24 protein-coding genes, 1 tRNA gene and 1 other annotated feature are annotated in these 24,072 nt (G+C 43.8%); of the genes, 20 read left to right on the top strand and 5 right to left on the bottom strand.

The annotated features are described in order from the left end of the window. Positions 1 to 17: 17 nt before the first annotated feature. Positions 18 to 126 (bottom strand) — a sequence feature (Trp leader region). Positions 127 to 451: 325 nt separating this feature from the next. The 11 genes from G3R49_RS06895 (at position 452) to G3R49_RS06945 (ending at position 7,486) form a co-directional block, all read left to right on the top strand. Next, entirely contained in the window at positions 452 to 1,309 is an 858-nt protein-coding gene (locus G3R49_RS06895) for a PHP domain-containing protein (RefSeq protein WP_167869403.1), read from the top strand. Next, positions 1,309 to 1,929, top strand: coding sequence for an L-threonylcarbamoyladenylate synthase (locus G3R49_RS06900; RefSeq protein ID WP_130597652.1), 621 nt, complete (start codon positions 1,309 to 1,311; stop codon positions 1,927 to 1,929). The genes G3R49_RS06895 and G3R49_RS06900 overlap by 1 nt, the downstream gene beginning before the upstream one ends. A 286-nt stretch (positions 1,930 to 2,215) precedes the next feature. Next, on the top strand, positions 2,216 to 3,007 hold the full coding sequence (locus G3R49_RS06905; protein WP_167869123.1) for a ScpA family protein: 792 nt from the start codon (positions 2,216 to 2,218) through the stop codon (positions 3,005 to 3,007). A 2-nt stretch (positions 3,008 to 3,009) separates the two neighbouring features. Beyond that, positions 3,010 to 3,651 (top strand): SMC-Scp complex subunit ScpB, encoded by a 642-nt coding sequence (scpB, locus tag G3R49_RS06910; RefSeq protein WP_167869124.1) that lies wholly within the window; start codon positions 3,010 to 3,012, stop codon positions 3,649 to 3,651. Continuing rightward, the gene (gene rluB / locus G3R49_RS06915) at positions 3,644 to 4,513 is read left to right on the top strand and encodes a 23S rRNA pseudouridine(2605) synthase RluB (RefSeq protein ID WP_130597649.1); all 870 of its coding nucleotides are present in this window, start codon (positions 3,644 to 3,646) and stop codon (positions 4,511 to 4,513) included. The genes scpB and rluB overlap by 8 nt, the downstream gene beginning before the upstream one ends. Positions 4,514 to 4,830: 317 nt before the next feature. Continuing rightward, the gene (locus G3R49_RS06920; RefSeq protein WP_130597648.1) at positions 4,831 to 5,157 is read left to right on the top strand and encodes a hypothetical protein; all 327 of its coding nucleotides are present in this window, start codon (positions 4,831 to 4,833) and stop codon (positions 5,155 to 5,157) included. Between the two features lie 228 nt (positions 5,158 to 5,385). Further along, positions 5,386 to 5,471: transfer RNA gene (locus tag G3R49_RS06925), tRNA-Leu, on the top strand. Between the two features lie 263 nt (positions 5,472 to 5,734). Then, positions 5,735 to 6,037: a MobA protein gene (locus G3R49_RS06930; RefSeq protein WP_167869125.1), complete on the top strand. Its 303-nt coding sequence runs from the start codon at positions 5,735 to 5,737 to the stop codon at positions 6,035 to 6,037. A 48-nt stretch (positions 6,038 to 6,085) separates the two neighbouring features. Then, positions 6,086 to 6,553, top strand: coding sequence for a Cys-tRNA(Pro) deacylase (gene ybaK / locus G3R49_RS06935; protein ID WP_167869126.1), 468 nt, complete (start codon positions 6,086 to 6,088; stop codon positions 6,551 to 6,553). Positions 6,554 to 6,659: 106 nt separating this feature from the next. Next, positions 6,660 to 7,214, top strand: a complete 555-nt coding sequence (locus tag G3R49_RS06940; RefSeq protein ID WP_167869127.1) for a hypothetical protein — start codon at positions 6,660 to 6,662, stop codon at positions 7,212 to 7,214. Between the two features lie 50 nt (positions 7,215 to 7,264). Beyond that, complete coding sequence (locus G3R49_RS06945; RefSeq protein ID WP_167869128.1) at positions 7,265 to 7,486, top strand: 5-carboxymethyl-2-hydroxymuconate Delta-isomerase; 222 nt, start codon at positions 7,265 to 7,267, stop codon at positions 7,484 to 7,486. Between the two features lie 216 nt (positions 7,487 to 7,702). Here the strand turns inward: G3R49_RS06945 and G3R49_RS06950 are convergent, their stop codons facing one another. Further along, positions 7,703 to 8,101 carry a helix-turn-helix domain-containing protein gene (locus G3R49_RS06950; RefSeq protein WP_167869129.1) on the bottom strand — a complete coding sequence of 133 codons (399 nt, stop codon included), beginning with the start codon at positions 8,099 to 8,101 and terminating at the stop codon, positions 7,703 to 7,705. A 150-nt stretch (positions 8,102 to 8,251) separates the two neighbouring features. On the opposite strand from G3R49_RS06950, the gene G3R49_RS06955 reads away from it, so the two are divergent. The 4 genes from G3R49_RS06955 to G3R49_RS06970 all read left to right on the top strand — a co-directional run bounded on the left by G3R49_RS06955 (position 8,252) and on the right by G3R49_RS06970 (position 14,244). Next, positions 8,252 to 8,731 (top strand): nuclear transport factor 2 family protein, encoded by a 480-nt coding sequence (locus G3R49_RS06955; RefSeq protein WP_167869130.1) that lies wholly within the window; start codon positions 8,252 to 8,254, stop codon positions 8,729 to 8,731. A 713-nt stretch (positions 8,732 to 9,444) separates the two neighbouring features. Further along, positions 9,445 to 11,037: an ABC-F family ATPase gene (locus G3R49_RS06960; RefSeq protein ID WP_167869131.1), complete on the top strand. Its 1,593-nt coding sequence runs from the start codon at positions 9,445 to 9,447 to the stop codon at positions 11,035 to 11,037. A gap of 321 nt (positions 11,038 to 11,358) precedes the next feature. After that, a complete protein-coding gene (locus G3R49_RS06965; protein ID WP_130597642.1) occupies positions 11,359 to 13,359 on the top strand; it encodes a methyl-accepting chemotaxis protein in 2,001 nt (666 codons plus the stop codon). Positions 13,360 to 13,422: 63 nt separating this feature from the next. Continuing rightward, the gene (locus G3R49_RS06970; RefSeq protein ID WP_167869132.1) at positions 13,423 to 14,244 is read left to right on the top strand and encodes a bifunctional 2-polyprenyl-6-hydroxyphenol methylase/3-demethylubiquinol 3-O-methyltransferase UbiG; all 822 of its coding nucleotides are present in this window, start codon (positions 13,423 to 13,425) and stop codon (positions 14,242 to 14,244) included. 20 nt (positions 14,245 to 14,264) lie between these two features. Here G3R49_RS06970 and G3R49_RS06975 read toward each other — a convergent pair whose 3' ends face one another. Together G3R49_RS06975 and G3R49_RS06980 are read right to left on the bottom strand one after the other, a co-directional pair. Beyond that, positions 14,265 to 14,819 carry a DUF1415 domain-containing protein gene (locus tag G3R49_RS06975; protein WP_167869133.1) on the bottom strand — a complete coding sequence of 185 codons (555 nt, stop codon included), beginning with the start codon at positions 14,817 to 14,819 and terminating at the stop codon, positions 14,265 to 14,267. Between the two features lie 38 nt (positions 14,820 to 14,857). Beyond that, on the bottom strand, positions 14,858 to 15,457 hold the full coding sequence (locus G3R49_RS06980; protein WP_167869134.1) for a LysE family translocator: 600 nt from the start codon (positions 15,455 to 15,457) through the stop codon (positions 14,858 to 14,860). A 261-nt stretch (positions 15,458 to 15,718) separates the two neighbouring features. On the opposite strand from G3R49_RS06980, the gene G3R49_RS06985 reads away from it, so the two are divergent. Further along, positions 15,719 to 16,348, top strand: a complete 630-nt coding sequence (locus G3R49_RS06985) for a DUF4136 domain-containing protein (protein ID WP_167869135.1) — start codon at positions 15,719 to 15,721, stop codon at positions 16,346 to 16,348. Positions 16,349 to 16,438: 90 nt separating this feature from the next. Here G3R49_RS06985 and G3R49_RS06990 read toward each other — a convergent pair whose 3' ends face one another. Next, complete coding sequence (locus G3R49_RS06990) at positions 16,439 to 17,257, bottom strand: DUF2797 domain-containing protein (protein WP_167869136.1); 819 nt, start codon at positions 17,255 to 17,257, stop codon at positions 16,439 to 16,441. A gap of 209 nt (positions 17,258 to 17,466) precedes the next feature. After that, positions 17,467 to 17,964 (bottom strand): glycine cleavage system protein R, encoded by a 498-nt coding sequence (locus tag G3R49_RS06995; RefSeq protein ID WP_167869137.1) that lies wholly within the window; start codon positions 17,962 to 17,964, stop codon positions 17,467 to 17,469. 210 nt (positions 17,965 to 18,174) lie between these two features. Between G3R49_RS06995 and G3R49_RS07000 the strand changes: the two genes are divergently transcribed. From G3R49_RS07000 to phoU, 4 genes are all read left to right on the top strand, one after another. Continuing rightward, positions 18,175 to 20,430: an ABC transporter permease subunit gene (locus G3R49_RS07000; protein WP_167869138.1), complete on the top strand. Its 2,256-nt coding sequence runs from the start codon at positions 18,175 to 18,177 to the stop codon at positions 20,428 to 20,430. Positions 20,431 to 20,488: 58 nt separating this feature from the next. Beyond that, positions 20,489 to 22,147, top strand: coding sequence for a phosphate ABC transporter permease PstA (gene pstA / locus G3R49_RS07005; RefSeq protein ID WP_167869139.1), 1,659 nt, complete (start codon positions 20,489 to 20,491; stop codon positions 22,145 to 22,147). Between the two features lie 26 nt (positions 22,148 to 22,173). Beyond that, a complete protein-coding gene (pstB, locus tag G3R49_RS07010) occupies positions 22,174 to 22,992 on the top strand; it encodes a phosphate ABC transporter ATP-binding protein PstB (RefSeq protein ID WP_130597633.1) in 819 nt (272 codons plus the stop codon). A gap of 88 nt (positions 22,993 to 23,080) precedes the next feature. Then, a complete protein-coding gene (gene phoU, locus G3R49_RS07015; RefSeq protein WP_130597632.1) occupies positions 23,081 to 23,791 on the top strand; it encodes a phosphate signaling complex protein PhoU in 711 nt (236 codons plus the stop codon). Positions 23,792 to 24,072 lie beyond the last annotated feature (281 nt).

Here is a 24,072-nt window from a genome sequence, read left to right on the forward strand (position 1 = left end):
TTTATGTAGGCCAGATAGCAAAAAAGCCCACATTTCTGCGGGCTTTTTCGTAAATTCTTGTTGCTAAATTTAAGCGCAACGCATCACACCACCCGTCTAATTTGGGAAGTGCCACCACCAAGCGATGTTTTTTGCGTTGAATAAAGTCATTGTGCTCTTTGCTCTTCAAGCTAGTTCTTCAAATCTAGCTCTTAAAATTAGCTCGTATTATTTAGCTTTTTTGTCTGTGCCTATAGGAAAACCCAGCAGCGATTTAAAGTCAATTGAATATTCTACATTTTGAGTATTTTTTTACTAATCACTCAAAAGTTGACCATTTGCGGCAATTTTACAGAGGTGACATTCATTAAAACTCGTTAAATGGGTTAAAAATACAGCAAGGGTTGTTCGCATTTGAAAATAATTAAGCTTCTAGCCCCTATTAGCTGTGAATGTGCAGTACAATAAGCCTATGACAACTCAGAGTATCTTGGCTGATCTACATAGCCACACCACAGCATCTGACGGCGTTCTGTCTCCGTCACAATTAATCGAGCGCGCGCTGGATAAAGGCGTAGAAATGCTGGCAATTACTGATCATGACACAGTGGCTGGCCTTGCTGAAGCCCATCAATTTAATCAGGCGCAACCAAATAGTTTGAAATTGATTAATGGTGTCGAGATTTCAACTCGTTGGCATAACTTTGATATTCACATTGTTGGGCTCAATTTAGATATTGAAAACTCTGAGCTGCAACAATTTTTAACTAAACAAGTTAGCCTGCGTGATGAACGCGCCAGAGAGATTGGTGAGCGCTTAGCCAAAGCGGGAATTGAAGGCGCCTATGACGGTGCTAAGAAGTTTGCTGACGGCGCGGCGATTAGCCGTGGTCATTACGCCCGCTGGTTAGCTGAAAACGGCTATGCCAAAGATACTGCCAGTGTATTTAAACGCTATTTAGCCCGTGGCAAAACCGGCTATGTACCTAATAATTGGCAAGATATGGCGAATGCGTGCGAGATAATTCATCAGGCCGGTGGAATCGCGGTATTAGCTCACCCAAGTGGTTATAAACTATCTGCTAAGTGGTTAAAAAAATTAGTTAAAGAGTTTGCTCAAGCGGGTGGCGATGCAATGGAAGTGGTGTTAGGTCAACAAACGATTGACGATCGTAATTTGCTGATTTCCCTTAGCTTGCAGCATAACTTACTTGGCTCGGTAGGCAGTGATTTTCACTTCCCGAGCAATTGGATTGAACTAGGAAAAAATTTATTCCAGCCACCGGGCGTCACCTGGGTCTGGGAGTCGGAATCTTGGATGGAACGCTAATGAGTCAATTCTTTTATATTCACGATGAAAACCCGCAAGCGCGATTAATTAATCAAGCTGTGGCGATTCTAAAACAGGGCGGGGTAATCGTGTACCCAACCGATTCTGGTTATGCCCTAGGCTGTATGATTGGCGACAAAAATGCTATGGAGCGCATGGTGCGTATCCGCCGCATTGAAAACGATCATAACTTTTCATTGATGTGCCGTGATTTATCTGAGCTTGCTAACTTTGCACGTGTAGATAATCAGGCTTATCGCTTGCTAAAAAGCTGCACACCAGGCCCGTACACCTTTATTTTTAAGGCAAGCAAAGAGGTGCCAAGACGTCTGCAGAACGATAAAAAGCGCACCATAGGTATTCGTGTACCAGACAATGTGATTGCTCTGGCACTGCTTGAAGCGTTAGATGAGCCGTTAATGTCGACCTCATTGGTGATGCCAGATGAAGAGTTTGCTGAGTCAGATCCTGAGCATATTCGCGATATTTTAGAGCATCAAGTCGATGCGATTATTCATGGTGGCTACCTTGCTGAAAAGCAAACCACTGTGATTGATATGTCAGATGGTGACATTGAAGTCTTGCGTCACGGCGCTGGCGATGCGAGCGCATTTGAATAAAGCGTTTAGATTTATAACGCTAATCGTCTTGGAAAATTCGATAGCAAGATGCTGATTATAAAGGGGTATTGGTGATTATTCACTTGCCCCTTTTTTGTTGAGCGCGTAAAGTATCAAAATTGTCGTCATTGTGTGTTTAAACCTTAGGCGTTTGTGCGTATAATCGCGCGTTTGGTCAAGCCTAGCGGGCGTCGCACTCGATGCGGTCAGTAAAAACCGATAGATTTTTGCTCACTTACATCTAACGTTAAATGATTTAGATGAGTCAACTAGCCCTAAGGATATAATGCAAGCGACACAACAAAGCTTACCTTTAGCCATTGTTCGCGGCAAAGCGTTAGACACGCTGCCGAAAGACTTGTTTATTCCGCCAGAAGCGTTGGAAGTATTCCTTGAAGCGTTTGAAGGGCCTCTCGATTTACTTTTGTATTTGATCCGCAAGCAAAAAATGGATGTGGTCGATTTGCCTATTCAGCAAATCACCAGTCAATACTTAAGTTACATTGAAATCTTGACCGAAGCACGCATTGAGCTCGCCGCCGACTATTTGGTGATGGCTGCAACGCTCGCTGAAATTAAATCGCGCTTATTGCTGCCACGCATGGTGGTTGAAGATGAGCACGAAGAAGACCCACGTGAGCGCTTAATTAAGCAGTTAAAAGCTTATGAAGTGATTAAGCAAGCCGCTGAAGATTTAGATAATTTGCCGCGCCTGGGCCGAGATGTATTTCAAGCCAAGGCTGTTGCCCATAAAGATATTAAGCCTGTGGTTGTGGCGCCAGATGTGTCACTTGCTGAGTTAGCCAGAGCATTTGGTCAAGTGCTATCGCGCATTGAAGCCAATGAAGATCATCATGTGCAGCAGGAGCAGTTATCTACCCGCGAGCGCATGAGTCAAATCTTAGCGCGTTTGTGTGAAGGTGAGTTTGTCGAGTTCAGCACCTTGTTTGATGTCCGCGAAGGGCGAGCTGGTGTAGTGGTGACCTTTTTAGCCTTGATGGAGCTGATAAAAAACATGCTGGTGGATGTCAATCAAAACCAGCCGTTTGATGCTATTTATGTTAAGGCAAGTGGATAGTCATGGCTGACAATAATAAAATTAGTGATACGCAGCTAAAGCAATTAATCGAGGCCAGCCTATTTGTGCTTGGCAAACCGCTGACCATTAAGTTCATGCGTGAAACTGTACTTGCTGGTTTTAGTGTATCGCGCGCACGCATTCAGGCTGTAGTTAATGAGTTACAGCAAGATTATCAAGAGCGCGGCGTACAGTTGGTGAAGGTCGCATCTGGCTATCGTTTTCAAACATTGGAAATGCTTAATCCACTGTTGCAGCCACTGTGGCAAGAAAAAGCACCTAAGTATTCTCGAGCAGTAATGGAAACTCTTGCCGTTATTGCTTATCGCCAGCCAGTAACACGCGGCGATATTGAACAAATAAGAGGGGTGGCGATCAGCAGTCACATCATAAAAACCTTAGCTGATAGACATTGGGTAAAAGTAGTTGGTCATAAAGACGTGCCAGGGCGACCCGCCTTGTATGCCACCACCAATACATTTTTATCTTACTTTGGCTTAAACCGATTAGCAGATTTACCTCCGCTGTCGGACATTGAGTCACTACAGGCGATGTTTGAGCGTGCTCAACAAGCACCAGAGCCTGCAAATGATGCAGAGTCAGAGGCACCGCCAACTACAATAGAAGAGTCAACTAATGAGTGAAAAATTGCAGAAAGTCTTGGCCCGTGCAGGCCATGGCTCCCGTCGTGAGATGGAGGCATGGATTGCTGCAGGTCGAATTAGTATTGACGGTGAAATCGCTAAACTTGGCGATCGTATCGAATCAGATGCAAAAGTAAGAATTGATGGCCGCGCGGTATCAATCAAATCAGCTGATGACGTTGTTTGTCGCGTATTGGCTTACCATAAACCTGAAGGTGAAATTTGTTCTCGTAAGGACCCGGAAGGTCGCCCTACGGTATTTGACCGACTACCTAAAGTACGTGATTCACGCTGGGTAGCGGTAGGACGTTTGGATATTAACACCTCAGGTTTGCTGCTGTTTACCTCAGATGGTGAGTTAGCGAACCGCTTAATGCACCCGTCGAATGAAGTAGAGCGTGAATACGCTGTACGTACATTTGGCGAAGTGCCAGAGGCTGCAGTGCAGCGCCTACGCCAAGGCGTCATGCTAGAAGATGGCCCTGCTAACTTCGACAGTGTTAAAGCTGCGGGTGGTGAAGGTATTAATCAGTGGTGGCATGTTACTCTGCATGAAGGTCGTAACCGTGAGGTTCGTCGTTTGTGGGAGTCGCAAGAAGTGCAAGTTAGCCGCCTAATTCGTGTGCGTTATGGCATGATTGAATTACCTAAATCACTGCCTCGTGGTGGCTGGACTGAGTTAACCATGGAGCAGGTCAACTACCTACGTCAGGTTGCAGGTTTAGAGCCTGAAACTCGCTCATTCCTTGGTACTGACAAGCACTCAGTTTCACGTGCTAAAGTGAAAAGCGCTAAAATTCGCCGCGCAGTACGCAAGCACAAGGTGACTGGTGGCAAAAAGCCAACTCGTCAGCGTAGTTAATACGCAACTGTGTTCATAGGGTTATGAATAGCCATAAATATAAAAAGTCGCTTTGTGCGACTTTTTTTGTGCTTTGTTGTTATACCTAGCGCAATAAATTAGTGATCAGAGATGGCGCAGGATAATCGCTTGTTATAAGACAGAGTTTGTAGCTATCTATATGTAATATAACTATAATTTCCAAATAAGTGATAGGCCAGTTTAGCAGTTAAGTGTGTTCACATACTTGCGCTGATTAATAATAAACATTTGCGAAATCAAAGTGCTGAACTAGGGTTAATGAAGTTACTTTTTCTGGCGTAAATAAGGGACTTCACATGAAAAAATACTTTGCAATGGTATTAGGGTTGATTTTAATTGGCTGTGCATCTAGTCCAACCTGGGAGGGTATGTCTGAAGGACAGATCTCAGCTTGGAAATCTGCAGGTTTTGACGCTGCAGGAGCGCAAACATGGAGTAAAAATGGCTTTGCTGCTGATGAAGCAAAAGCTTGGGTTGACGCGAAGTTTAGCGTTGATGCTGCGAAAGAGTGGGCCAAAGCAAAATTTAGTGTAGAAGAAGCGACAAATTGGGTTAAAAGTGGCTTTGAGTTGGATGAAGCTGTCGATGAACGCGAAAAAGGTTTAACGCCAGTGAAGCCGTAAACGCTAATTTTATCGGTTGCTTTAGGCGATACTATGCTGAGCTGACGCGTTAAAGCTCTGGATATCGCTGTTTTTTGCTGCAATTAAGCTTAAATCTTCACTATTTAGTTGATTGCGGTAAAAAAATCAGTAAAGTATGCACTCGTTCACAGCGACACACGTTCATGTGAGTTGTAAGTGAAGCAAACATTTCAAAGTACTGACTTTCTGTTATTACTTTAACAGTTTGCCCGAGTGGTGGAATCGGTAGACACAAGGGATTTAAAATCCCTCGCTGAATAAGCGTGCCAGTTCAAGTCTGGCCTCGGGTACCATTATATGGTGCATAAAGCCTCTGCAATGCAGAGGCTTTTTTGCGTTTATAGCAATAGTAAAATTTTGAGACTTAAAATCCCTCGCGCTCTTGTTGAAAACAAGGCGTGCCACTTTGGTTTATAAAGAGCAGTTTGGTCTCGGGTACCATTCTATGGGGCATTTGTGTCTCTGAAGCCATCACTATCGTATCATTGACAACGATTTCCAGTTTTTCCAGGCTAATGAAGTTTGAGTAAATTAATGTCATCAACAAGGTCAATTTATGAAGCTAAGTGATTTATTTAACCCTCACCCAGAGCAATGGGGATTAAGAGGTGATCCTTACTTGTGGCAAGCTATGCAGGTACATTTTGATTCTGTAGATATGCCGCAAGATATTGAGCAACTGCAGCATTTAATCGAGTCGGCATTTATAGAGCTTACTGGTCGCCCTATGTCTTTGGATGAAACTATACATGTCGAAGACTTTGCTCATGGCGGTATGTCGAGTGGTGCAATATGTACAGACTTTTGGCGCGAGCGGGCATTACCGCTGTTATTCAAGCGTTTTGAACAAAGCCGTTAACTTGATTAATGTTTAATTAAATTTCCCGCACTCGCTTTTAAGGACACTATGACACCTGCAATTAATCTCGCAAAAAAGGCTAAAATATCCCATAAAGTGCATGAGTATCAGCATGATGCTAGCAGTGAGTCTTATGGTCTAGAAGCTTCTGAAAAGTTGGGGTTAGCACCTGAGCAGGTGTTCAAAACTCTGGTAGTTAGTCTTGATAGTAAGGAGCTAGTTGTCGGTATTGTTCCTGTCAATGCCAAGCTCAGCATGAAACTCATTGCCAAAGCTGTTGGTGCGAAAAAGGCAAACATGGCTGAGCCAAGCGAAGTGCAACGCTCAACTGGCTATGTGTTGGGTGGCGTGAGTCCTCTTGGGCAAAAGAAGCGTTTAAAAACTGTTATCGATGCGTCAGCGCAACAACAGAACACAATCTATGTTAGTGCAGGGCGCAGAGGTTTAGAAATTGAATTAAGCCCAGATGATTTAGCCAAACTTACTGGAGCCAAGTTTTCTGAGCTAGCGCAATAATATTAGTGCTCATTGTTAATAATTGTTTTTTATAGCTATTTATCCGTTGATTATATTGGTGTAGCTTTGGTTGTTCTGATAACGATTTGCGAATCAAGGAATGAACATGAGCTATAAAGCAGATGCGGAAAGCCTAGCAATAAACTACCTTCGAGATTTATTATCCCAAAACTATGATGCTATGCATCAGTACATTGGAGTGGAGCAGTTTAGTCTACAAAGTCATTTAACTATTGCGGAATTTTTGCAGTGCAGGGTCAATGAAGGAAAGCTCTCTAGCGAGTACAGGCAAGAACTCGAGTCTGATCTTGTGGAGCAAGGCCTAACGCAAGAAGAACTGGAAGAAACCACACTTGAACAACTATTGACGTACTATTTTGTTGAGATGTACCGCGTTAATTCAGGTGTTTTTGGTGGGGAAATATTGGGAGAGCTCGAGCTTATTTCATCTACCCAAACAGATGAAAATGAAATTTATTATGTATTCAAGGTTCATCAAAAAGTATCAGATGAGGAAAACCCTGAACTCACAAGAGAATTTTCCAGCGCTGAATTAGTCAGTGTAAAGCTATTAGGCGAGGTACCAGTGATTATTCATCCAGTCAAAGTTGTTTTGTGTGTCGAGTTGCTCGCAAAGGGCTTATTAGAGATTAATGGATAGTAATTATTGCCCTGCAATAAAAACTAACAAGTTATTTTTAGGAGTATTCAATGCCTCATTTTGTTATCGAGATTAGCGAGAACTTATTAGAACAACCCCCGCCAGTTTCTGTAGTAGAGCTTGTATATCAAGGCGCAGTTGAGTCAGAGCTATTCAATGAAAGCGATGTTAAAGTCAGGTTGACGCCTTATCGACACTTTTTGATTGGGCCGTTGTCAGATAACAAAGGTGACAGCTTCATCCATATTAACGACATGATTATCGAGGGTTGAACCCAGACGCAAAAAGCCCAGTTAAACCAATTGATAGTACGTAAGTTGATGACGCTCTTTGATGATGTTGCGACTATCACCATGAAACCCACAGATCTTCAAAAAAGTTACTTACTGCAAGCGCTCCGCTTTATAGCCTGACTTATCATAGAACTAGCATGGAGCTAGCAGGGTGCAGTTCCTTTCGCGTCGTGGCTTTGTTCGCCTCAGTTTGTGCTACTGTTCTAGTCTTGCCAACAAATCGGCAATTAAGCCTTCTCTGTCTGTTGCTGCGAGCACTAATAATTGTTCTGGCAAATTCGTTTCTTGGGCATGCTTACTGCTCCAAATAATCATTTCCAACAAAATCGGTAGTAGCGATTTACCTTGCTCGGTAAGCTTATAAATCTTCTTGCGTCTGTCATTTGGGTCAGTTTGTTTTTGGATTAAATCATCCTGTTCCAGCTTTTCTAGTCGGCTAGATAAAATGTTTGTCGCCATCCGTTCATCTGAGTTTTGCAGCTCTGAAAACGAGCTTTTACCAAAGAACATCAAGTCACGCACAATCAATAAACTCCACTTGTCACCAACAAAGTCGAGCAGGGTAGAGATAGGGCAGTCGGAGCGTTGCGTCATTCGTTCGCCTCATTAAGCATAGAAAGCATAGATACAAGAGATAAGTTTGTTTCGATCTTCATAATAATTAACTTGCAAAATAAAAGCTAATAATTTAACTTGCATTTTGAAAGTTAACGATAGTGTCGTGACTTACTCTAGGAGAGAGAAATGAGTACCCCGCTAATTAATGCAGCAGATTTTGAACAAACACACTGGAGTGATAAGGACAAAGCCAATGCCAACGCTGTAATCGCGTTTATTCAACAGCTGATGAACGAGCATGACTTTGATAGCTTAGCTGCGCGCTATGCAGGTAAGCCTTACAAGCAGCATAATCGCACTATGGCAGATGGCATTGATGGCGTGCTCAGTACCTTGCGCGATTTCATCAAGATTGCCCCTGAATTTAGTTATGAAGTAAAGCGCGTGCTGGTGGATGGTGATTATGTGTCAGTTCATTCCCATGCGACGCTCAAAGCTAAGCATCGCGGCGATGATAGCCAAGGGCTTAATATTATTGATACCTGGAAGGTTGAAAATGGCTATTTGGTTGAGCATTGGGATGCAGTGCAAAGCATGAGTTTATCGATGCGTACGTATGCACTATTCACCGGTGGCAAAGTACGCAACCAAAATGGTGTTTATTGATACCAATCAGCACAAGTATGTGCTCACTCTTACTGGCTAAAAGCGCTTATAACTTCGTTAGAAATTTTGTAGGTAGAATAACTAGCTAGCTGCAATTTCCGCCTTGTTCTAAGCGGTTTTTCCTGCGTAGTCTCTGATCACTTCATTATCCCAGTTGGTATAGCCCACGTTCGATAACAGATTGCAGCAAGTTCTAAGATTGGCTTGTTATCAAAGAGTTGCTGGGCCGTGGTGATTTACCTTGATGATGCGCTAATCGTCATAAGCCGCTGTAAAGCACGGCAGCGCTAATGTATAATCGCGGGCAATTTTTTGTATAGCTGAAAATATCCGCAATTGAGCAGGCATTTTTGTGTGATTAGCTATGCTTGTAGCTAGGGTCTGTTAATCTTTCAAGATTATTTTTGCAGCTGCTTGTTGGAAATTTATACAAGGCAACGACTTTGATGTGTGGTTATTCCACATGATAAGTCGTTAACGCAGTAGAAATGACAACAAGCGCTGCCTGAAAGGTTCGTTTAAAAGCACCTACGCTCTTAGTAAAAAGCTAAGTTTGTTGTGAGCCCTGTTTTTTAAAATCGATAGGTGTAGGTGACTAGACGTCATCGCTCGCGTCGCGATTAAAGTGCTTTTAATTCGAACAAATTCTAATCAGCAAAGATCAACAGGCCCTAGTATTCGTTAATGCACTCAGTGCGCATAAAGGAACCTCTGTGATTTATAGTAACAACATCACCATGCAGTTCGGCTCAAAGCCGTTGTTTGAAAACATTTCGGTCAAATTTGGCGGTGGTAACCGCTACGGTCTGATCGGTGCAAACGGCTGTGGTAAATCAACCTTCATGAAGATTTTATCTGGTGAGCTTGAGCCAACTAGCGGTAACGTGTCTATTGATCCGGGTGAGCGCATTGGTAAGTTGAATCAGGATCAGTTTGCTTATGAGGAATACTCAGTTGTAGACACAGTGATCATGGGGCACAAAGAGCTGTGGGAAGTTAAGCAAGAGCGTGACCGCATTTATGCTTTGCCAGAAATGAGCGAAGAAGAAGGTATCCGCGTGGCTGAGCTTGAAATGGAATATGCCGAAATGGACGGTTATTCTGCAGAAGCGCGCGCTGGCGATTTATTGATGGGCGTGGGTATTGGTGTTGACCAGCATTTTGGTCTGATGAGCGAAATCGCGCCAGGCTTCAAACTACGTGTGCTACTGGCTCAGGCACTATTCTCTGATCCAGACGTTCTGCTACTTGACGAACCTACCAACAACTTGGACATCGACACCATTCGTTGGTTACAAGAAACGCTGAATACCCGTAACAGCACCATGATCATCATCTCGCATGACCGTTACTTCCTGAACTCAGTGTGTACTCACATGGCAGACATCGATTACGGTGAGCTGCGTGTTTACCCAGGTAATTACGATGAATACATGATGGCTGCGCAGCAAGCTCGTGAGCGTCTATTGTCTGACAATGCTAAGAAGAAAGCGCAAATTGCTGAGCTACAAACGTTCGTATCTCGCTTCTCTGCTAACGCTTCTAAAGCTAAGCAGGCAACTTCACGTGCGAAGCAAATCGATAAGATTAAGCTTGAGGAAGTGAAAGCCTCTAGCCGTGTGAATCCGTTTATTCGCTTTGAACAAGAGAAAAAGCTATTCCGTAATGCACTAGTGGTTGAAAACCTAGCTAAAGGCTTCGATGAAACGCTATTTAAGAATTTAGACATCATCACTGAAGTGGGTGAGCGCGTTGCTATCTTGGGTGAAAACGGTGTGGGTAAAACCACATTACTGCGTACTTTAGTACACGATATCCCGCAAGATGAAGGTACGATCCAATGGTCTGAGAATCATAATATTGGTTACTACGCTCAGGATCATGAAGCTGACTTTGCCAACGACATGAACCTGTTTGACTGGATGAGTCAGTGGCGCAAACCTGAAGATGATGACCAAGCTGTGCGCGGCATTTTAGGTCGTATGCTATTTAGCGCAGACGACATTAAAAAGTCAGTTACCGTGCTATCTGGTGGTGAAAAAGGTCGTATGTACTTTGGTAAGCTAATCATGCAAAAGCCAAACATCTTGCTACTTGACGAACCAACCAACCACATGGACATGGAATCAATCGAGTCGTTAAACAATGCCCTTGAGCTATACGAAGGCACGCTATTCTTCGTATCCCATGACCGAGCGTTCGTATCGTCACTTGCCACGCGTATTATTGAAATCACCCCGCAAGGTGTGACTGACTTCAAAGGCACTTATGATGAGTTCCTTGCAAGTAAAGGTATCGAAGGCTAGTTCGTCACTTATAGTATTAATTAGTCTGCCAATTAATCACAGCGATTAAGCTTTTACCAAAACGCCCCTGGTTGCTCCAAGGGCGTTTTTTATTATCTGAGCCAACAGATTGATACCGCTTGATAAAAATATGATGTATTTATTACTTTAGCTCTTTGCTAGGTTGCCGTTACATTTACATGTACGTGTAACATTTTTCCATTTTTTGTGCTCGCCAATGGGCAAATCAGATAGAATTCAGGTGATGGATGATATGCCCATCGACACATAGTCTACGCTTAATAAAGGTCAGTTAACGTTTTACCACTAAAGGAGTAATAAATGGGATTGCAATGGATTGGCAATATCAAAATGTCCAATAAGCTTGCCTTGATGATCTTACCACCGCTACTGGCTTTCGTTTTTTATGGTGGCACCTTCGTTGTTAATAAATACCAAAGTCAAAGCCAATTAAGTACAGTACTTGAGCTTAGTGAGTTAGCCGTGGTTAATGGTGCACTGGTGCATGAACTGCAAAAAGAGCGTGGTATGAGCGCAGGCTTTATTGGCTCAAAAGGTCAGTCTTTTGCTGCGAGTTTACCTAAGCAGCGACAATTAACAGATGAGCAAGTCCGCCGTTATCAACAATTTATCGCCAGTCACGAACTGCCAAGTGAGTTTGGTAACAAGCTCAGTAATGTCGATGCCTCGCTAGGCCGCCTTGCTAGTGTGCGCCAACAGGTAGATAACCTGACTATTTCTCTAGCCGAAGAAGTGGCGTACTACACTGGAATGAATGGCGTGTTGCTGTCGTTGGTAGATGACGCCGCAAGTCAAAGCCAAATCAGTGAACTGAGCATTAAAATCAAGGCATTTGGTGCATTTCTACAGCTTAAAGAACGAGCGGGTATTGAGCGTGCTGTACTGAGTAGCACCTTCGGTAATGCAGGCTTTAAACCTGGTGCGTACAAAAAATTTGTTACCTTAGTGTCTGAGCAAAATACTTACGCTGAGCGTTTTAATGCTGCAGCAACCTCTACCACAGCCAATGAGTTTGCGATACGCATGTCGGGCGATGCTGAACAAGCTGTGCAGCGCTTTCGCGATATTGCTTTTAGTCAAGACGTGGCGCAAATTCAGTCGCAAAACCCAGAGCAATGGTTTGACACATCAACCCGCCGCATTGGTGTACTGACTGAGTTTGAAAAAGTGCTCGCAACTGATCTTATTGATATCACTAAATCTGAGTTATCCAGTGCCCAAACTCACATGTATATTGCCACCTTCAATTTGGTGCTGCTAACCGCATTTGTGTTGTTCATGTCGGTGAATATTTCCAACTATATTCACCGTAACTTAAAGCACATGCAAAAGCAGGTTACATCAGCCGGTGAGAATGCCGACATGGCGGTAAGGCTGGACATTCAAAGTCAGGATGAGTTTGGTCAGGTCGCTAAAGCCTTTAACGTTATGATGGATGATTTTGAAGGGATTGTGGCTCAGGTTAAATCAACGACCGGCGCGTTAGTTTCTGTGGTTGAACAAATTAATCAGTTCACCTATTCGCTTCGTCAAGACGTTGATGCAGGCTATAGCGAAGTCGAGCAAGTTGCTTCAGCCATGACTGAAATGACCGCAACCGTGAATGAGATTGCCCAACATGCTGAAAGCACCTCTGAAGCGTCAGCTAAAGCGAATAAGGAAGCACAAACAGGTAATTCGGATGTGAGCAAAACTAGTCAGGCAATTAGCCAATTAGCGAATGAGATCAACGAAGCTGGTGAGTCTATTCAGCAGCTAGATAACGATATTCAAGGTATCGTGGCGATATTGGATGTCATTAGCAGCATTGCTGAGCAAACCAATTTACTGGCGTTAAATGCTGCTATTGAGGCTGCTCGTGCTGGCGAGCAAGGTCGCGGCTTTGCAGTTGTAGCTGATGAAGTGCGTACCCTTGCGCAAAGGGCACAAAACTCTACCGATGATATTAAAAATATGACTGAGCGTTTAAAATCGGGCGCCGCAATTGCTGTTAAGGCCATGGAGCGTGGTCGCACACAAGCTGAAGCAAGTGTGGCGGAGGCTGAGCATGCAGGCGAAGAGCTATCAATTATTGTTTCTCTGGTGAGCGAAATCGACAGCATGAACGAGCAGGTTGCAGCCGCTACCCATGAGCAAACAGCGGTTTCCGAAGAAGTGAACCGTAATGCCATGAAGATAAGCGAGCTGTATGTGAACACTCAAGAGATCGCCAGTAAGATTGCCGAATTGAATGCAGGGCTACTTGATGATGCCAGTGTGCTAAATGCGCAGGTGAGCAAGTTCCATGTGTCTGAAAGTTAGGGGTAAAGACGGCAATGCACACTTTCATCGCCTTTGGCACGCAAACAAAACATTGATAAAGATATGAGTCACAATACACAAGCGACGCCACTACAAAGCCAGTATTTGCATGTGAACCAGCATTCATGGGATAGCAAGGTTGCGGTGCATCTCGACTCAAAGTTTTATGACGTAAATAGTTTTAAAGCAGGTAACACGAGCCTTAATCAAATTGAACTAGGTGCGCTTGGCAGTGTTGCAGGTAAAAAACTGCTGCACCTTCAATGTCACTTTGGTTTAGATACTTTGTCGTGGGCAAGGCTTGGCGCAAAGGTGACAGGGCTTGATTTATCAAGTAAAGCCATCGAAGCGGCAACAACACTGGCGAGTGAGTGTGGAATAGATGCCGAGTTTATTTGCTCTGATGTATATGAAAGTGAGCAAACTGCCAAAGCCAATTTTGATTTGGTATTCACCTCTTATGGCGTTTTATGTTGGCTGCCAGATATTGACCGCTGGGCGCGCACAGTCGCAAGTCATTTAAAAGTGGGTGGCGAGCTGTTTATTGCCGAGTTTCACCCAATACATGACGTATTTGATGGCTATCGTTATTTCCATGATGAACAAGCCGATATTGAAGTCAATCAAACCTACACCGAGAATAATCGAGATACCCAAACAACCGAGATAACTTGGTCGCACCCGGTTAGCGATGTGATTAATGCGCTTATCAAAGCTGGGATTCACATTGTTGAGTTCAATGAGTTTGATTACAGTCCATACAATTGTTTTGACAACCTAACGTCAAAGCGCGATGAGCAGCTTAATAAAGAAGTGTTCCAGTATTTGCATCAGGGTAACCCAGTGCCGCTGGTTTACAGCATAAAAGGAGTCAAAACCGTTTAAAGATAGGTCTTAGAGCGGTTTTATTGTTCATCGCTTTTACATTTTTCCAGCAGCTTGACGAAAAACTCGCTGCCTTTGCGCTCTGCAAAGGCAATGTTGCGCTCTGGGATCGTTTCAGGCTCGTTATAATCTGCCAGAGCTTGCTCCATACTCGCTTCACGAATGATGTGAATAGTTGGGTAAGGTGAGCGGTTGGTATAGTTGCTAGCACTATCAAACGGCTCCCCGTCAAAACAATAATCAGGGTGAAAACTGGCTAGCTGATATATGCCTTCATAACCTTGCTCGTACAGTAGGTCAGTGGCTAAATCGACTAAATCCAAGTACTGATAAAAACCTTCAAAACCTCTAGGTAAAATCACTAGCGTGGTTTCAACTTGTGGGTTGTCATCTAAAAACAAACATTCCTGAATGAAGTCTTGCAGCACAAGCTTAAGCTGTGTCAGTTCTATTGCATGGTAGCGAATGGTTTTGCGCTCAACCTCGCGTCTGGCAAAGGGGCAAATGTTGTACTTCATGATGACTGATTTGACCCAGTTTTCAGTTTCAACAACACAAGGTAGTGGGGCAGACATACACAACTCTCTACAAATTTGCAGCAATAAGCTTTGGGTTAATTGGCGGGTAACACCATAGGGATAATCGAGGCAACTAACAAGAGCGCCATGGAAATATTAAATATCCGCTGGTGGCGAGGCTCGGTTAATAAACGCTTGAGTGCAACCCCAAAACCAAGCCATACAATGGCGCAAGGCAGGGCAACACTAAAAAATACACTGGCAATAAGCACTACTTGCGGTTGCAGAGCTTGTTCAATGTTGGTGAAGGTGGCTATTGCGCCGACCGCCATAATCCAACCTTTAGGGTTTACCCACTGAAACGCCGCTGCTTGAACAAAACTAAAGGGTTTGGCTGTTTGCTTGCCTTCCATTTTGCTACTGCTATTGGCAATAAGCCAGGCAAGATAAAGCAGGTAAGCAATACCAACAACTTTAATGATCGAGTGAATGATTGGGTAGCTAGCAAATACTGCGCTTAAGCCTAAACCCACTGCTAATACCATTGCAGGGAAGCCAAGGCAGATCCCAAGCATATGCGGCATGCTGCGCTTAATGCCAAAATTGAGCCCTGAGGTCATTAGCATAATGTTATTGGGACCTGGTGTAATACCTGAAGAAAATGCAAACAGCGCAATGGCTGCGATCAGTTCCATTGATAGAGTCTCACCCGTTTATTATAAGTTTGTTGATAGCGAGTCATTGTAAACGTCATTGGTTTGATAAAACAGAGTGGCATAGCTAAGGTGAGTGAGTTTCACTAAAACGGCGCTGAGTTAAATCGTACGCTAACTTTATAAGGGTATTAATGTTTATCAATTTGCTATTGGTTCAGCTTAAGCGTACTTTGTAAAAAGTATCTATTTGTTTCTTGAGTATGTTTCTATACCTAACGAGTGTGAAGGGAGTGTTGGTCGATGCAAAACCGCTTTGATAAATGTGTGGCTAAAGCTAAGACAACAGCTAAGACAACAGCAATAACGATAGCCTTGGCGTTAACATTAGGGGCTTGTACTAGCCAGCCGGAAATTGTTGATAATTCTCCAACAAGCCGTGTAACAGTTGTTGTTTCTGGTGATCAGGATTTTATTCAGCAGCACGGTCAAAACCTTGCTTGGCATCCAGATGTAAACAGAATCCATACCCATAACCCGCAAGAAGTGGGCGAATTACAAAGACATATGCGTCGCTCTTTTAAGGCGGAGTTAGAGGAAAAAGGGTATCGTTTTGCAGCTGGCGAGGGGCAAGTCAACAATCCAGCGAGTTTGTATGTTGGCTTTGCTATCGCACTTGAATCTGAAATGTCTGACGCTGAAATTCTAAAACGTGCTGGATTAGTCGCAGGATTAAATACTCAGGGAATCGATAAGAAGTTTGAAAAAGGCTCAGTGTTTGTGGCATTTTTTCACCCACAAACCAATGAAGTTGTTTGGCGAGTTCTTGCCCAAGGCTTTACCCAGCCAGGAACTGAGATTGAAAAGCGAGAGCAGCGTTTCGATGAACTAGCACGAATGATGCTCAACTCACTGCCAAAGAGTGAAGTTTAGCTTGAGTTTGGGATAAGCAAGTATTCAATCAAAAAAGACGCCAATAGGCGTCTTTTTTAATTTATTCATGCGATAAAGCGCTTCGCAAAATCACGGATTAACTTCAACCTCGTATGAGCCGAACTTACGGATGTTAATTACGCCAGTATCAAAGATAAGGTACTGACCTTTAATACCTTTTAATATCCCCGTAACTTCTGGTACTTTATCAAAATTATGAGATTTCACCTTGGTTGGGAACTCGCTGATAGGGTAAGCAATGGCTTGAATGTTCTCATCTAAACGTTCAATTTGCATATCGCCATGTTCTGCGGCTAGTGCTTGCAGTTTATCTTCAATTAACGGAATTAACTCCGCAGCTTTTCCGACCAAATCAACATCATCATTATGGCCTTTAAGCATGGCTTGCCAGTGGGTTTTATCATTGATGAACTTGGCGAGTTCAATCTCGATAAGACCAGATAATTTACGGGTTGAGACCTTAAAAATCGGTAGACCTTGTGTTGCGCCTTGGTCAATCCAGCGGGTTGGAATTTGGCTATGGCGGGTAATACCGACTTTGATGCCTGAGGTGTTTGACAGATACACATAGTGCGGCACAAAACAGTGGTCTTGCGCCCACTCAGGCTCGCGGCAGGTACCTTGATCATAATGGCAAGTTTCAGGCTTCATAATGCACATATCGCAGCTGGCGAGTTTTTGCATGCATACATAACAGTGGCCCTGGGAGTAACTTTTCTTGGTTTTCTTGCCGCAGCTACAACAATAAATATTGCCCGTGTGTTTTAAGGTAAGGCTTTTGCCAATATACGGGTTAAGTGCAAGTAGCTCATCACCAACAGGCAGTTGATATTGCACCTCATTTTGCTCATCTAAGCTGGTTTTTAGTTTGGATAGTGTGCCTAACATTTTGCGTTCCAGTTTTTATATTTTGCCAGAATGATAGCACTGATAGATAAGGAACAGCATTAGTAATTCAGATAGAGGTAATCTGCTAATAAACTTGATTGTTCGCATTTTGATCGCGTGGATAGATTAATATTGCTGAAACGAAAAATCGACTGCAAGGGCAGTCGATTCTATAAATAGCAAAATGTGCGCAATGAGAGTAAAGCGCTTTAACTCAATTTATCCAGTAGCACATCATCACCTAAAGTATATAAGGCCTGCTCGATTTGTTCTTCATCAAGCGCTTTGGCGCTACTAATACCAAAGTTTGCCTTAAATAAGGGAATACCAGTGTGACTTGCTGATTCAAATTGACTGCTGAACTTTTCGATATTAATCCCTATGCTATTGAGCTGATTAGAGATTTGCAGCACGATGCCCGGGCGGTCATTAGCCACAAGTTGATAGCGTAAAGTGTGATCTGGCTCGCTTACTTTCTGTGCTTTTGCGTGAGTAAACGACAAACCTTCTATACATTCTAGGCCTTCAATGAGGTCGTCAATATGCTCCGCTGGCACTTCGATTTGTAATATTGCTGCAAAGAAGCCTTCAATGTGACGCATTTCTGAGTCTAGCCAGTTGCCGTTATGGCGACTAATTAAATTGGCAATCTGTTCAACTAATCCTTTTCTATCAGGGGCTTGCAGTGTGATTAGGTATCGCATCATATTCTATTCATCCTTTGCCAATATTTCATTGTTTGTAACAATACTGTCATCTTTGCGTCATATAATTCTCGCCACTTAAAATCGTGTCTACCGATAACGCGATAACTCATTGTCATAAATAGTTATTGGTAACACAGTAAAGTTAAGTTTCAAAGCGCTTAGTTCACACGAATAGCGACAGTGCAAACGAATATTAATTAGAGGTTCTTAATGGAAAGTCAGGTAACACAGCCTGGTTCGGCGAAAAACAATCTATTGATAGATGGTTATTCAAGTCGCAGAGCAATTAAGGATAAAGCAGCACAAATTGGAGTAACAATCGGCGGCACAATGGTATTTGTGGCGCTTTTATTGATCTTCTTCTACCTGCTTTATGTGATTAAGCCCATCTTCGATGGCGCCAGTGTTACACCCGTAACTCAAATTGAATTGAGCAAGGATGAGTCTACAGCGTTAATGGTTGGTAGCGATGAGCAAAATGAAGTGCTTTATCGTGTTTCAACTAGCGGTGTTGTTAATTTTTACTCAGCTACTACCAAACAGCTAATTAGCTCACACGAGCCAGAGTTAGCGCCAGGTGTAACTGTAACCAGCAGCGCAGCTTCTGAGCCAGCTGAACAACGTTTTGCACTGGGTTTAAGCAGCGGTGAAGTGCAAGTCATAGGGATTGAGTTTGGCGTAACCTACCCGGACAACCAACGTGTTATCACTCCTAAGATACGTCAGCTACTAGGCAGCGAGCCGTTTGTGGTTAACCCTGATGGTGGTATCCACAATCTGATTTTCGATTACAGCGACGACATGATGAGCTTTGCTTATCAAGATGATTCAGGCCAATGGCGTTTGAACCGTCAAGAAGGCGAAGAGAACATGATGACTGAAGAAGTCGAGTGGGTTGCCGTTGAAGCTGTAATTGCTGATGCGCCTGAATCAGTTAGTCAGGTAACCATGACGCCAGATCATCGCCAGCTGATGATGTCGACCAATAATAAAATCTTTATTTACGACATTCGTTACGCCGATGAAATTGAACTTCTGCAGGTACTCGATGTAAAAGAAGGCAACGCCAAGGTGAGTGGCCTTGATTTACTGCCGGGTGCAAGCTCAATCCTTGTGAGTTACGACAGTGGTTACATCAGTCAATACTTCCAGGTAAATAGTGAAAAAGGTCGTCTTTACCAAAAAATCCGTGACTTTGAAGGTGTTAAGCCAGTTAGCGTGATGACGACTGAGTTTTACCGTAAGAGCTTTGCTGTGCTAAGTGATGAAGGCGACTTAACCCTGCTTTACACCACCAGTGAGCGTAATTTACTTGAAGAGCGCTTTAACATTGCCGGTGCTAAAGCAATGGGCTTTAGCCCTCGTTCAAACGGCTTAGTGGTTGATGCTGGTAACAAGCTGCATTTATTTGCGGTGGATAACACCCACCCTGAAGTATCTTGGAGCGCATTGTGGCAAAAAGTGTGGTACGAAGGTTACCCAGAGCCGCAATATGTATGGCAGTCAACTTCTGGCTCTGACGACTTTGAAGCTAAGCTCAGCTTAATGCCACTGGCGTTCGGTACCATGAAGGCAGCGATGTACGCCATGCTATTTGCTGTGCCACTAGCCATTGCTGGTGCAATTTACACGGCTTACTTTATGAGCCCAGCAGTACGTAATGTAGTTAAACCAACGATTGAAATCATGGAAGCTCTGCCAACGGTAATTCTAGGTTTCTTAGCAGGTCTTTGGTTAGCACCGTTAATTGAAGATCACCTACCGGGTATTGCTATCTTGCTGGTGATGTTGCCGTTCTCAATCCTACTTACTGCATTTGCCTGGTATAGCATGCCGGACTCTTGGAAGCAGCGTTTACCTGAAACGTATCAAGAGCTAATGCTAGTTCCTGTAATCGCATTCATCGGTTGGTTCTCATTTACCATTAGCCCAAGCGTTGAGCTATGGCTATTTGATGGTGATACCCGTCAGTTCATCACCAACGATTTAGGTATTACCTTTGACCAACGTAACGCGTTAGTTGTGGGTATTGCGATGGGCTTTGCGGTTATTCCAACTATCTTCTCGATTGCTGAAGATGCGATTTTCTCGGTTCCGCGCCACTTATCAAATGGTAGCTTGGCACTTGGAGCAACTAACTGGCAAACCCTGACGCGCGTGGTGCTGTTAACAGCTAGCCCAGGTATCTTCTCGGCAGTAATGATGGGACTTGGCCGCGCAGTAGGTGAAACCATGATTGTACTGATGGCAACCGGTAACACCGCCATCCTTGAGTGGAGTGTGTTTGAAGGTATGCGTACGTTGGCTGCAAACATTGCAGTAGAAATGCCTGAGTCGGCAATTGGTAGCTCGCACTACCGCGTGCTGTTCCTCGCGGCATTCGTACTATTCATATTTACTTTCTTCTTCAACACCATTGCTGAGGTTGTACGTCAGCGTCTACGTGACCGTTACAGCTCACTTTAGGATAAGAAAATGAGATTACACATTAACATTTCGCCATTGGTCTTGAGAGGTTTATACAATGGGTAAGTGGTTTAAATCAGGATCCCCATGGATTTGGATGACTGGTGGTGCGGTTAGTATCAGTTTGATTGCCGTCATTGGCTTATTACTGCTAATTGCATCACGTGGTTTAAGTTACTTCTGGCCTGCTGATGTATACCAGTGGGAATTAGAAGATAGCGATGGCGTAAAAAGCACCCTAATCGGTGAAGTTTATGACCGTGAGCAAGTACCAACTGAGCGCTTAATTGCAGCTGGTCACAAGTTTAACGAGCATCCGGGTGAGTTTGTTAACCGTTACCTAGTAAAAACAGGTAACCGTGAGTTTGTTGGCCTAGATTTCCGTTGGATTTTAGAAACAGACATCGTTAGCCGTGCTAAGCCTGAAGGCATCGCCAAGGTAGAACGTACTAAAAACGGTAACTTTTACGGTTATCCAGTTGCGCTAATTGAAGATGGCAAACGTTTAGACCTTAACGAGTCGAACATTGAGCAGCCGCTGCATGATCACATCGAGCGCGCGGTTGATTTATCTGACCAGGCTCTAACGCTGCAAAAAAGTGACATTGGCTCAATTAACTATGACTTAGAGCGTCTGCGTCTTAAAGAGCGTAAGTTCGAACTAGACGGTAAGTTAACTGATGCAGCTAAAGCTGACTTTGCTGCACAAGCGAAAAAGCTTAACGATGATTATCTGGTATTAGAGAAGCAACTGTTTGATCTGCGCGACCAAGCTGCGCGTGACGCTGTGGTTATCCGCGACATGCGCGGTGAAGAAGTCACCATCAAGCTAGATTCTGTACTTGAAGTTAGCTACGTCAACCGTATGGGCTTTGTCAGCAAAGTCGGTCACTGGTTTGTCGGCTTAGGTCGCTTTATTAACGATGACCCGCGTGAAGCAAACACTGAGGGCGGGGTATTCCCAGCAATCTTTGGTACCGTATTCATGGTGATGCTAATGGCGGTAATCGTTACCCCATTTGGTGTTATCGCGGCAATTTACTTACATGAATACGCTAAGAAAGGCCCAATCACTAAGATGATCCGTATCGCGGTAATTAACTTAGCTGGTGTACCATCAATCGTTTACGGTGTATTTGGTCTTGGTTTCTTCGTCTACATGCTTGGTGGCTCAATTGACCAATTGTTCTACCCAGAAGCACTGCCGGCGCCAACCTTTGGCTCACCGGGTGTGATTTGGTCTGCACTGACTCTAGCCATTTTGACATTGCCAGTTGTGATTGTATCAACCGAGGAAGGCCTAAGCCGTATTCCTAGTGCAGTGCGTCAAGGCAGCTTGGCACTAGGTGCTACAAAAGCTGAAACCCTATGGCGCATTGTTATCCCAATGGCGAGTCCTGCGATTATGACTGGTCTGATTTTGGCAGTAGCGCGCGCAGCAGGTGAGGTTGCACCTCTCATGCTAGTGGGTGTAGTAAAGCTTGCACCAACTTTGCCAATTGATATGAACTTCCCGTTTGTTCACTTAGAGCGTAAGTTCATGCACCTTGGTTTCCATATTTATGACGTAGGCTTCCAAAGCCCGAACGTTGAAGCAGCAAGACCGCTAGTTTATGCGACATCATTCTTGCTTGTTTCGGTTATTGTTGCGCTGAACTTAACCGCAATTAGCGTGCGCAACCATTTACGTGAAAAATTCCGTTCGCTAGAACACTAATTAGCGATATCCTGAGGATAAATTAAATGATTTCGATAGATAGAACTGCAATGCAAACTGAAACAGTTGATCTGGCTAACCTGCCAGCACAGGATACCGCATTAGAGATCCGCAACCTTAACCTACGTTATGGTGAAAAACAGGCACTGTTTGATGTGTCGATGAAGATCCCTAAAAAGCAAGTAACCGCGTTCATTGGTCCATCTGGTTGTGGTAAATCAACGCTACTACGTTGTATCAACCGCATGAACGACCTAGTTGATAGCTGTAAGATTGATGGTGAAATCTTGCTTCACGGTCAAAACATTAACGACAAGAACATTAACGTAGCTAACCTACGTCGTAACGTAGGTATGGTGTTTCAGCGTCCAAACCCTTTCCCTAAATCAATTTATGAGAATGTGGTTTATGGTTTGCGCCTGCAAGGTGTGAACAACCGTCGTGAGTTAGATGAAGCAGCAGAGCGTTCACTGCGCGGCGCAGCAATTTGGGATGAAGTAAAAGATCGTCTACACGACAACGCATTTGGTTTATCGGGTGGTCAGCAGCAACGTCTTGTGATTGCACGTGCCATTGCCATTGAGCCAGAAGTACTATTGCTCGATGAACCAACATCAGCACTTGACCCAATCTCGACGCTGACGATTGAAGAGCTAATCTCTGATCTTAAAGAGAAATACACGGTTGTTATCGTAACTCACAACATGCAACAGGCAGCGCGTGTATCAGATCAAACCGCGTTTATGTACATGGGTGAGTTGGTTGAATATGCTGACACCAACACCATCTTTACCACGCCTCAAAAGCGTAAAACTGAAGATTACATTACAGGTCGTTACGGTTAATTGCGTTAGATGCTCACTCCACAGGAGTTTAGAGCTGCAGGATATTAACCAGATTAACGATTGAGCACAGTTTTAAGGTACAAATTTTATGGAAAATTTAAATACAAATAAGCATATCTCTGGACAGTTCAATACTGAGCTTGAAGATATTCGTAACCGCGTATTGGCCATGGGTGGCCTAGTTGAGCGTCAACTTGAACAAGCACTTGATGCATTAGCCGGTTTAGATGCTGAGCTTGCAAAAGCAGTTATCGAGGGCGACCACAAAGTTAATGGTATGGAAGTGGCAATTGACGAAGAATGTACTCGTATTATTGCTAAGCGTCAGCCAGCAGCAAGCGACTTACGTTTAATCATTACCATCTCTAAAACCATTACTGACTTAGAACGTATTGGTGATGCGTGTGTGCGTATTGCAAAAGCGGCTGTTGAGAAACGCTCAAAAAGCCAAGAGCCACTGCTGGTTAGCATTGAAAGCATGGGCCGTCATGCAACACGTGGCCTTCATGCAACCCTAGATGCGCTGGCGCGTATGGATGCAGAAAAAGCACTAGAGCTGCATAAAGAAGATGCCAAGCTAGATAAAGAATACGAAGGTATTATCCGTCAGCTAATGACTTACATGATGGAAGACCCTCGCTCAATTCCCGGTGTACTTGACGTATTATGGGCAGCGCGCGCAGTTGAGCGTGTAGGTGACCGTTGTAAAAACATCTGTGAGTACATTATTTACTACGTTAAAGGTAAAGACGTTCGTCATACCTCATACGAAGAAATGGAGCGCGGTGTAGCCGAGTAGCTTACGCTTACTTACGTTTTAGTCTCGCTTTATTAGCGAACTAATATAACTAAATAGCCTCAATTTTGAGGCTATTTTTGTTTATACCAATTGGTAATACTTCGTTTGTTTATCTTAGTCGTTTGTTTATTTTTGATTGAACCAGCCTAGTTCCCATCGCTCTCGTTACTCCAAGCTTTTGTGCTTTGCCTGTATGCTCATTTCACCCTATGGGTTACTTTGTCCTAAATTTAGCGCTCACTAATGGTCAAACTGTCCCTCTGTCCCCGAGATTGTTAATG

Origin of the sequence: Shewanella sp. WXL01, from assembly GCF_012263345.1 — a bacterium.
GTDB classification, from domain to species: Bacteria; Pseudomonadota; Gammaproteobacteria; order Enterobacterales; family Shewanellaceae; genus Shewanella; species Shewanella maritima.

Excerpts from the sequence above, each read along its gene's own strand:
- G3R49_RS06990 (WP_167869136.1), bottom strand. The coding sequence starts at position 17,257 with ATGTTAGGCACACTATCCAAACTAAAAACCAGCTTAGATGAGCAAAAT.
- phoU (WP_130597632.1), top strand. The coding sequence starts at position 23,081 with ATGGAAAATTTAAATACAAATAAGCATATCTCTGGACAGTTCAATACT.
- rluB (WP_130597649.1), top strand. The coding sequence starts at position 3,644 with ATGAGTGAAAAATTGCAGAAAGTCTTGGCCCGTGCAGGCCATGGCTCC.
- G3R49_RS06905 (WP_167869123.1), top strand. The coding sequence starts at position 2,216 with ATGCAAGCGACACAACAAAGCTTACCTTTAGCCATTGTTCGCGGCAAA.
- G3R49_RS06900 (WP_130597652.1), top strand. The coding sequence starts at position 1,309 with ATGAGTCAATTCTTTTATATTCACGATGAAAACCCGCAAGCGCGATTA.
- scpB (WP_167869124.1), top strand. The coding sequence starts at position 3,010 with ATGGCTGACAATAATAAAATTAGTGATACGCAGCTAAAGCAATTAATC.
- G3R49_RS06895 (WP_167869403.1), top strand. The coding sequence starts at position 452 with ATGACAACTCAGAGTATCTTGGCTGATCTACATAGCCACACCACAGCA.
- pstB (WP_130597633.1), top strand. The coding sequence starts at position 22,174 with ATGATTTCGATAGATAGAACTGCAATGCAAACTGAAACAGTTGATCTG.
- G3R49_RS06965 (WP_130597642.1), top strand. The coding sequence starts at position 11,359 with ATGGGATTGCAATGGATTGGCAATATCAAAATGTCCAATAAGCTTGCC.
- pstA (WP_167869139.1), top strand. The coding sequence starts at position 20,489 with ATGGGTAAGTGGTTTAAATCAGGATCCCCATGGATTTGGATGACTGGT.
- ybaK (WP_167869126.1), top strand. The coding sequence starts at position 6,086 with ATGACACCTGCAATTAATCTCGCAAAAAAGGCTAAAATATCCCATAAA.
- G3R49_RS06920 (WP_130597648.1), top strand. The coding sequence starts at position 4,831 with ATGAAAAAATACTTTGCAATGGTATTAGGGTTGATTTTAATTGGCTGT.
- G3R49_RS06945 (WP_167869128.1), top strand. The coding sequence starts at position 7,265 with ATGCCTCATTTTGTTATCGAGATTAGCGAGAACTTATTAGAACAACCC.
- G3R49_RS06955 (WP_167869130.1), top strand. The coding sequence starts at position 8,252 with ATGAGTACCCCGCTAATTAATGCAGCAGATTTTGAACAAACACACTGG.
- G3R49_RS06940 (WP_167869127.1), top strand. The coding sequence starts at position 6,660 with ATGAGCTATAAAGCAGATGCGGAAAGCCTAGCAATAAACTACCTTCGA.
- G3R49_RS06950 (WP_167869129.1), bottom strand. The coding sequence starts at position 8,101 with ATGACGCAACGCTCCGACTGCCCTATCTCTACCCTGCTCGACTTTGTT.
- G3R49_RS07000 (WP_167869138.1), top strand. The coding sequence starts at position 18,175 with ATGGAAAGTCAGGTAACACAGCCTGGTTCGGCGAAAAACAATCTATTG.
- G3R49_RS06930 (WP_167869125.1), top strand. The coding sequence starts at position 5,735 with ATGAAGCTAAGTGATTTATTTAACCCTCACCCAGAGCAATGGGGATTA.
- G3R49_RS06980 (WP_167869134.1), bottom strand. The coding sequence starts at position 15,457 with ATGGAACTGATCGCAGCCATTGCGCTGTTTGCATTTTCTTCAGGTATT.
- G3R49_RS06995 (WP_167869137.1), bottom strand. The coding sequence starts at position 17,964 with ATGATGCGATACCTAATCACACTGCAAGCCCCTGATAGAAAAGGATTA.
- G3R49_RS06975 (WP_167869133.1), bottom strand. The coding sequence starts at position 14,819 with ATGTCTGCCCCACTACCTTGTGTTGTTGAAACTGAAAACTGGGTCAAA.
- G3R49_RS06970 (WP_167869132.1), top strand. The coding sequence starts at position 13,423 with ATGAGTCACAATACACAAGCGACGCCACTACAAAGCCAGTATTTGCAT.
- G3R49_RS06985 (WP_167869135.1), top strand. The coding sequence starts at position 15,719 with ATGCAAAACCGCTTTGATAAATGTGTGGCTAAAGCTAAGACAACAGCT.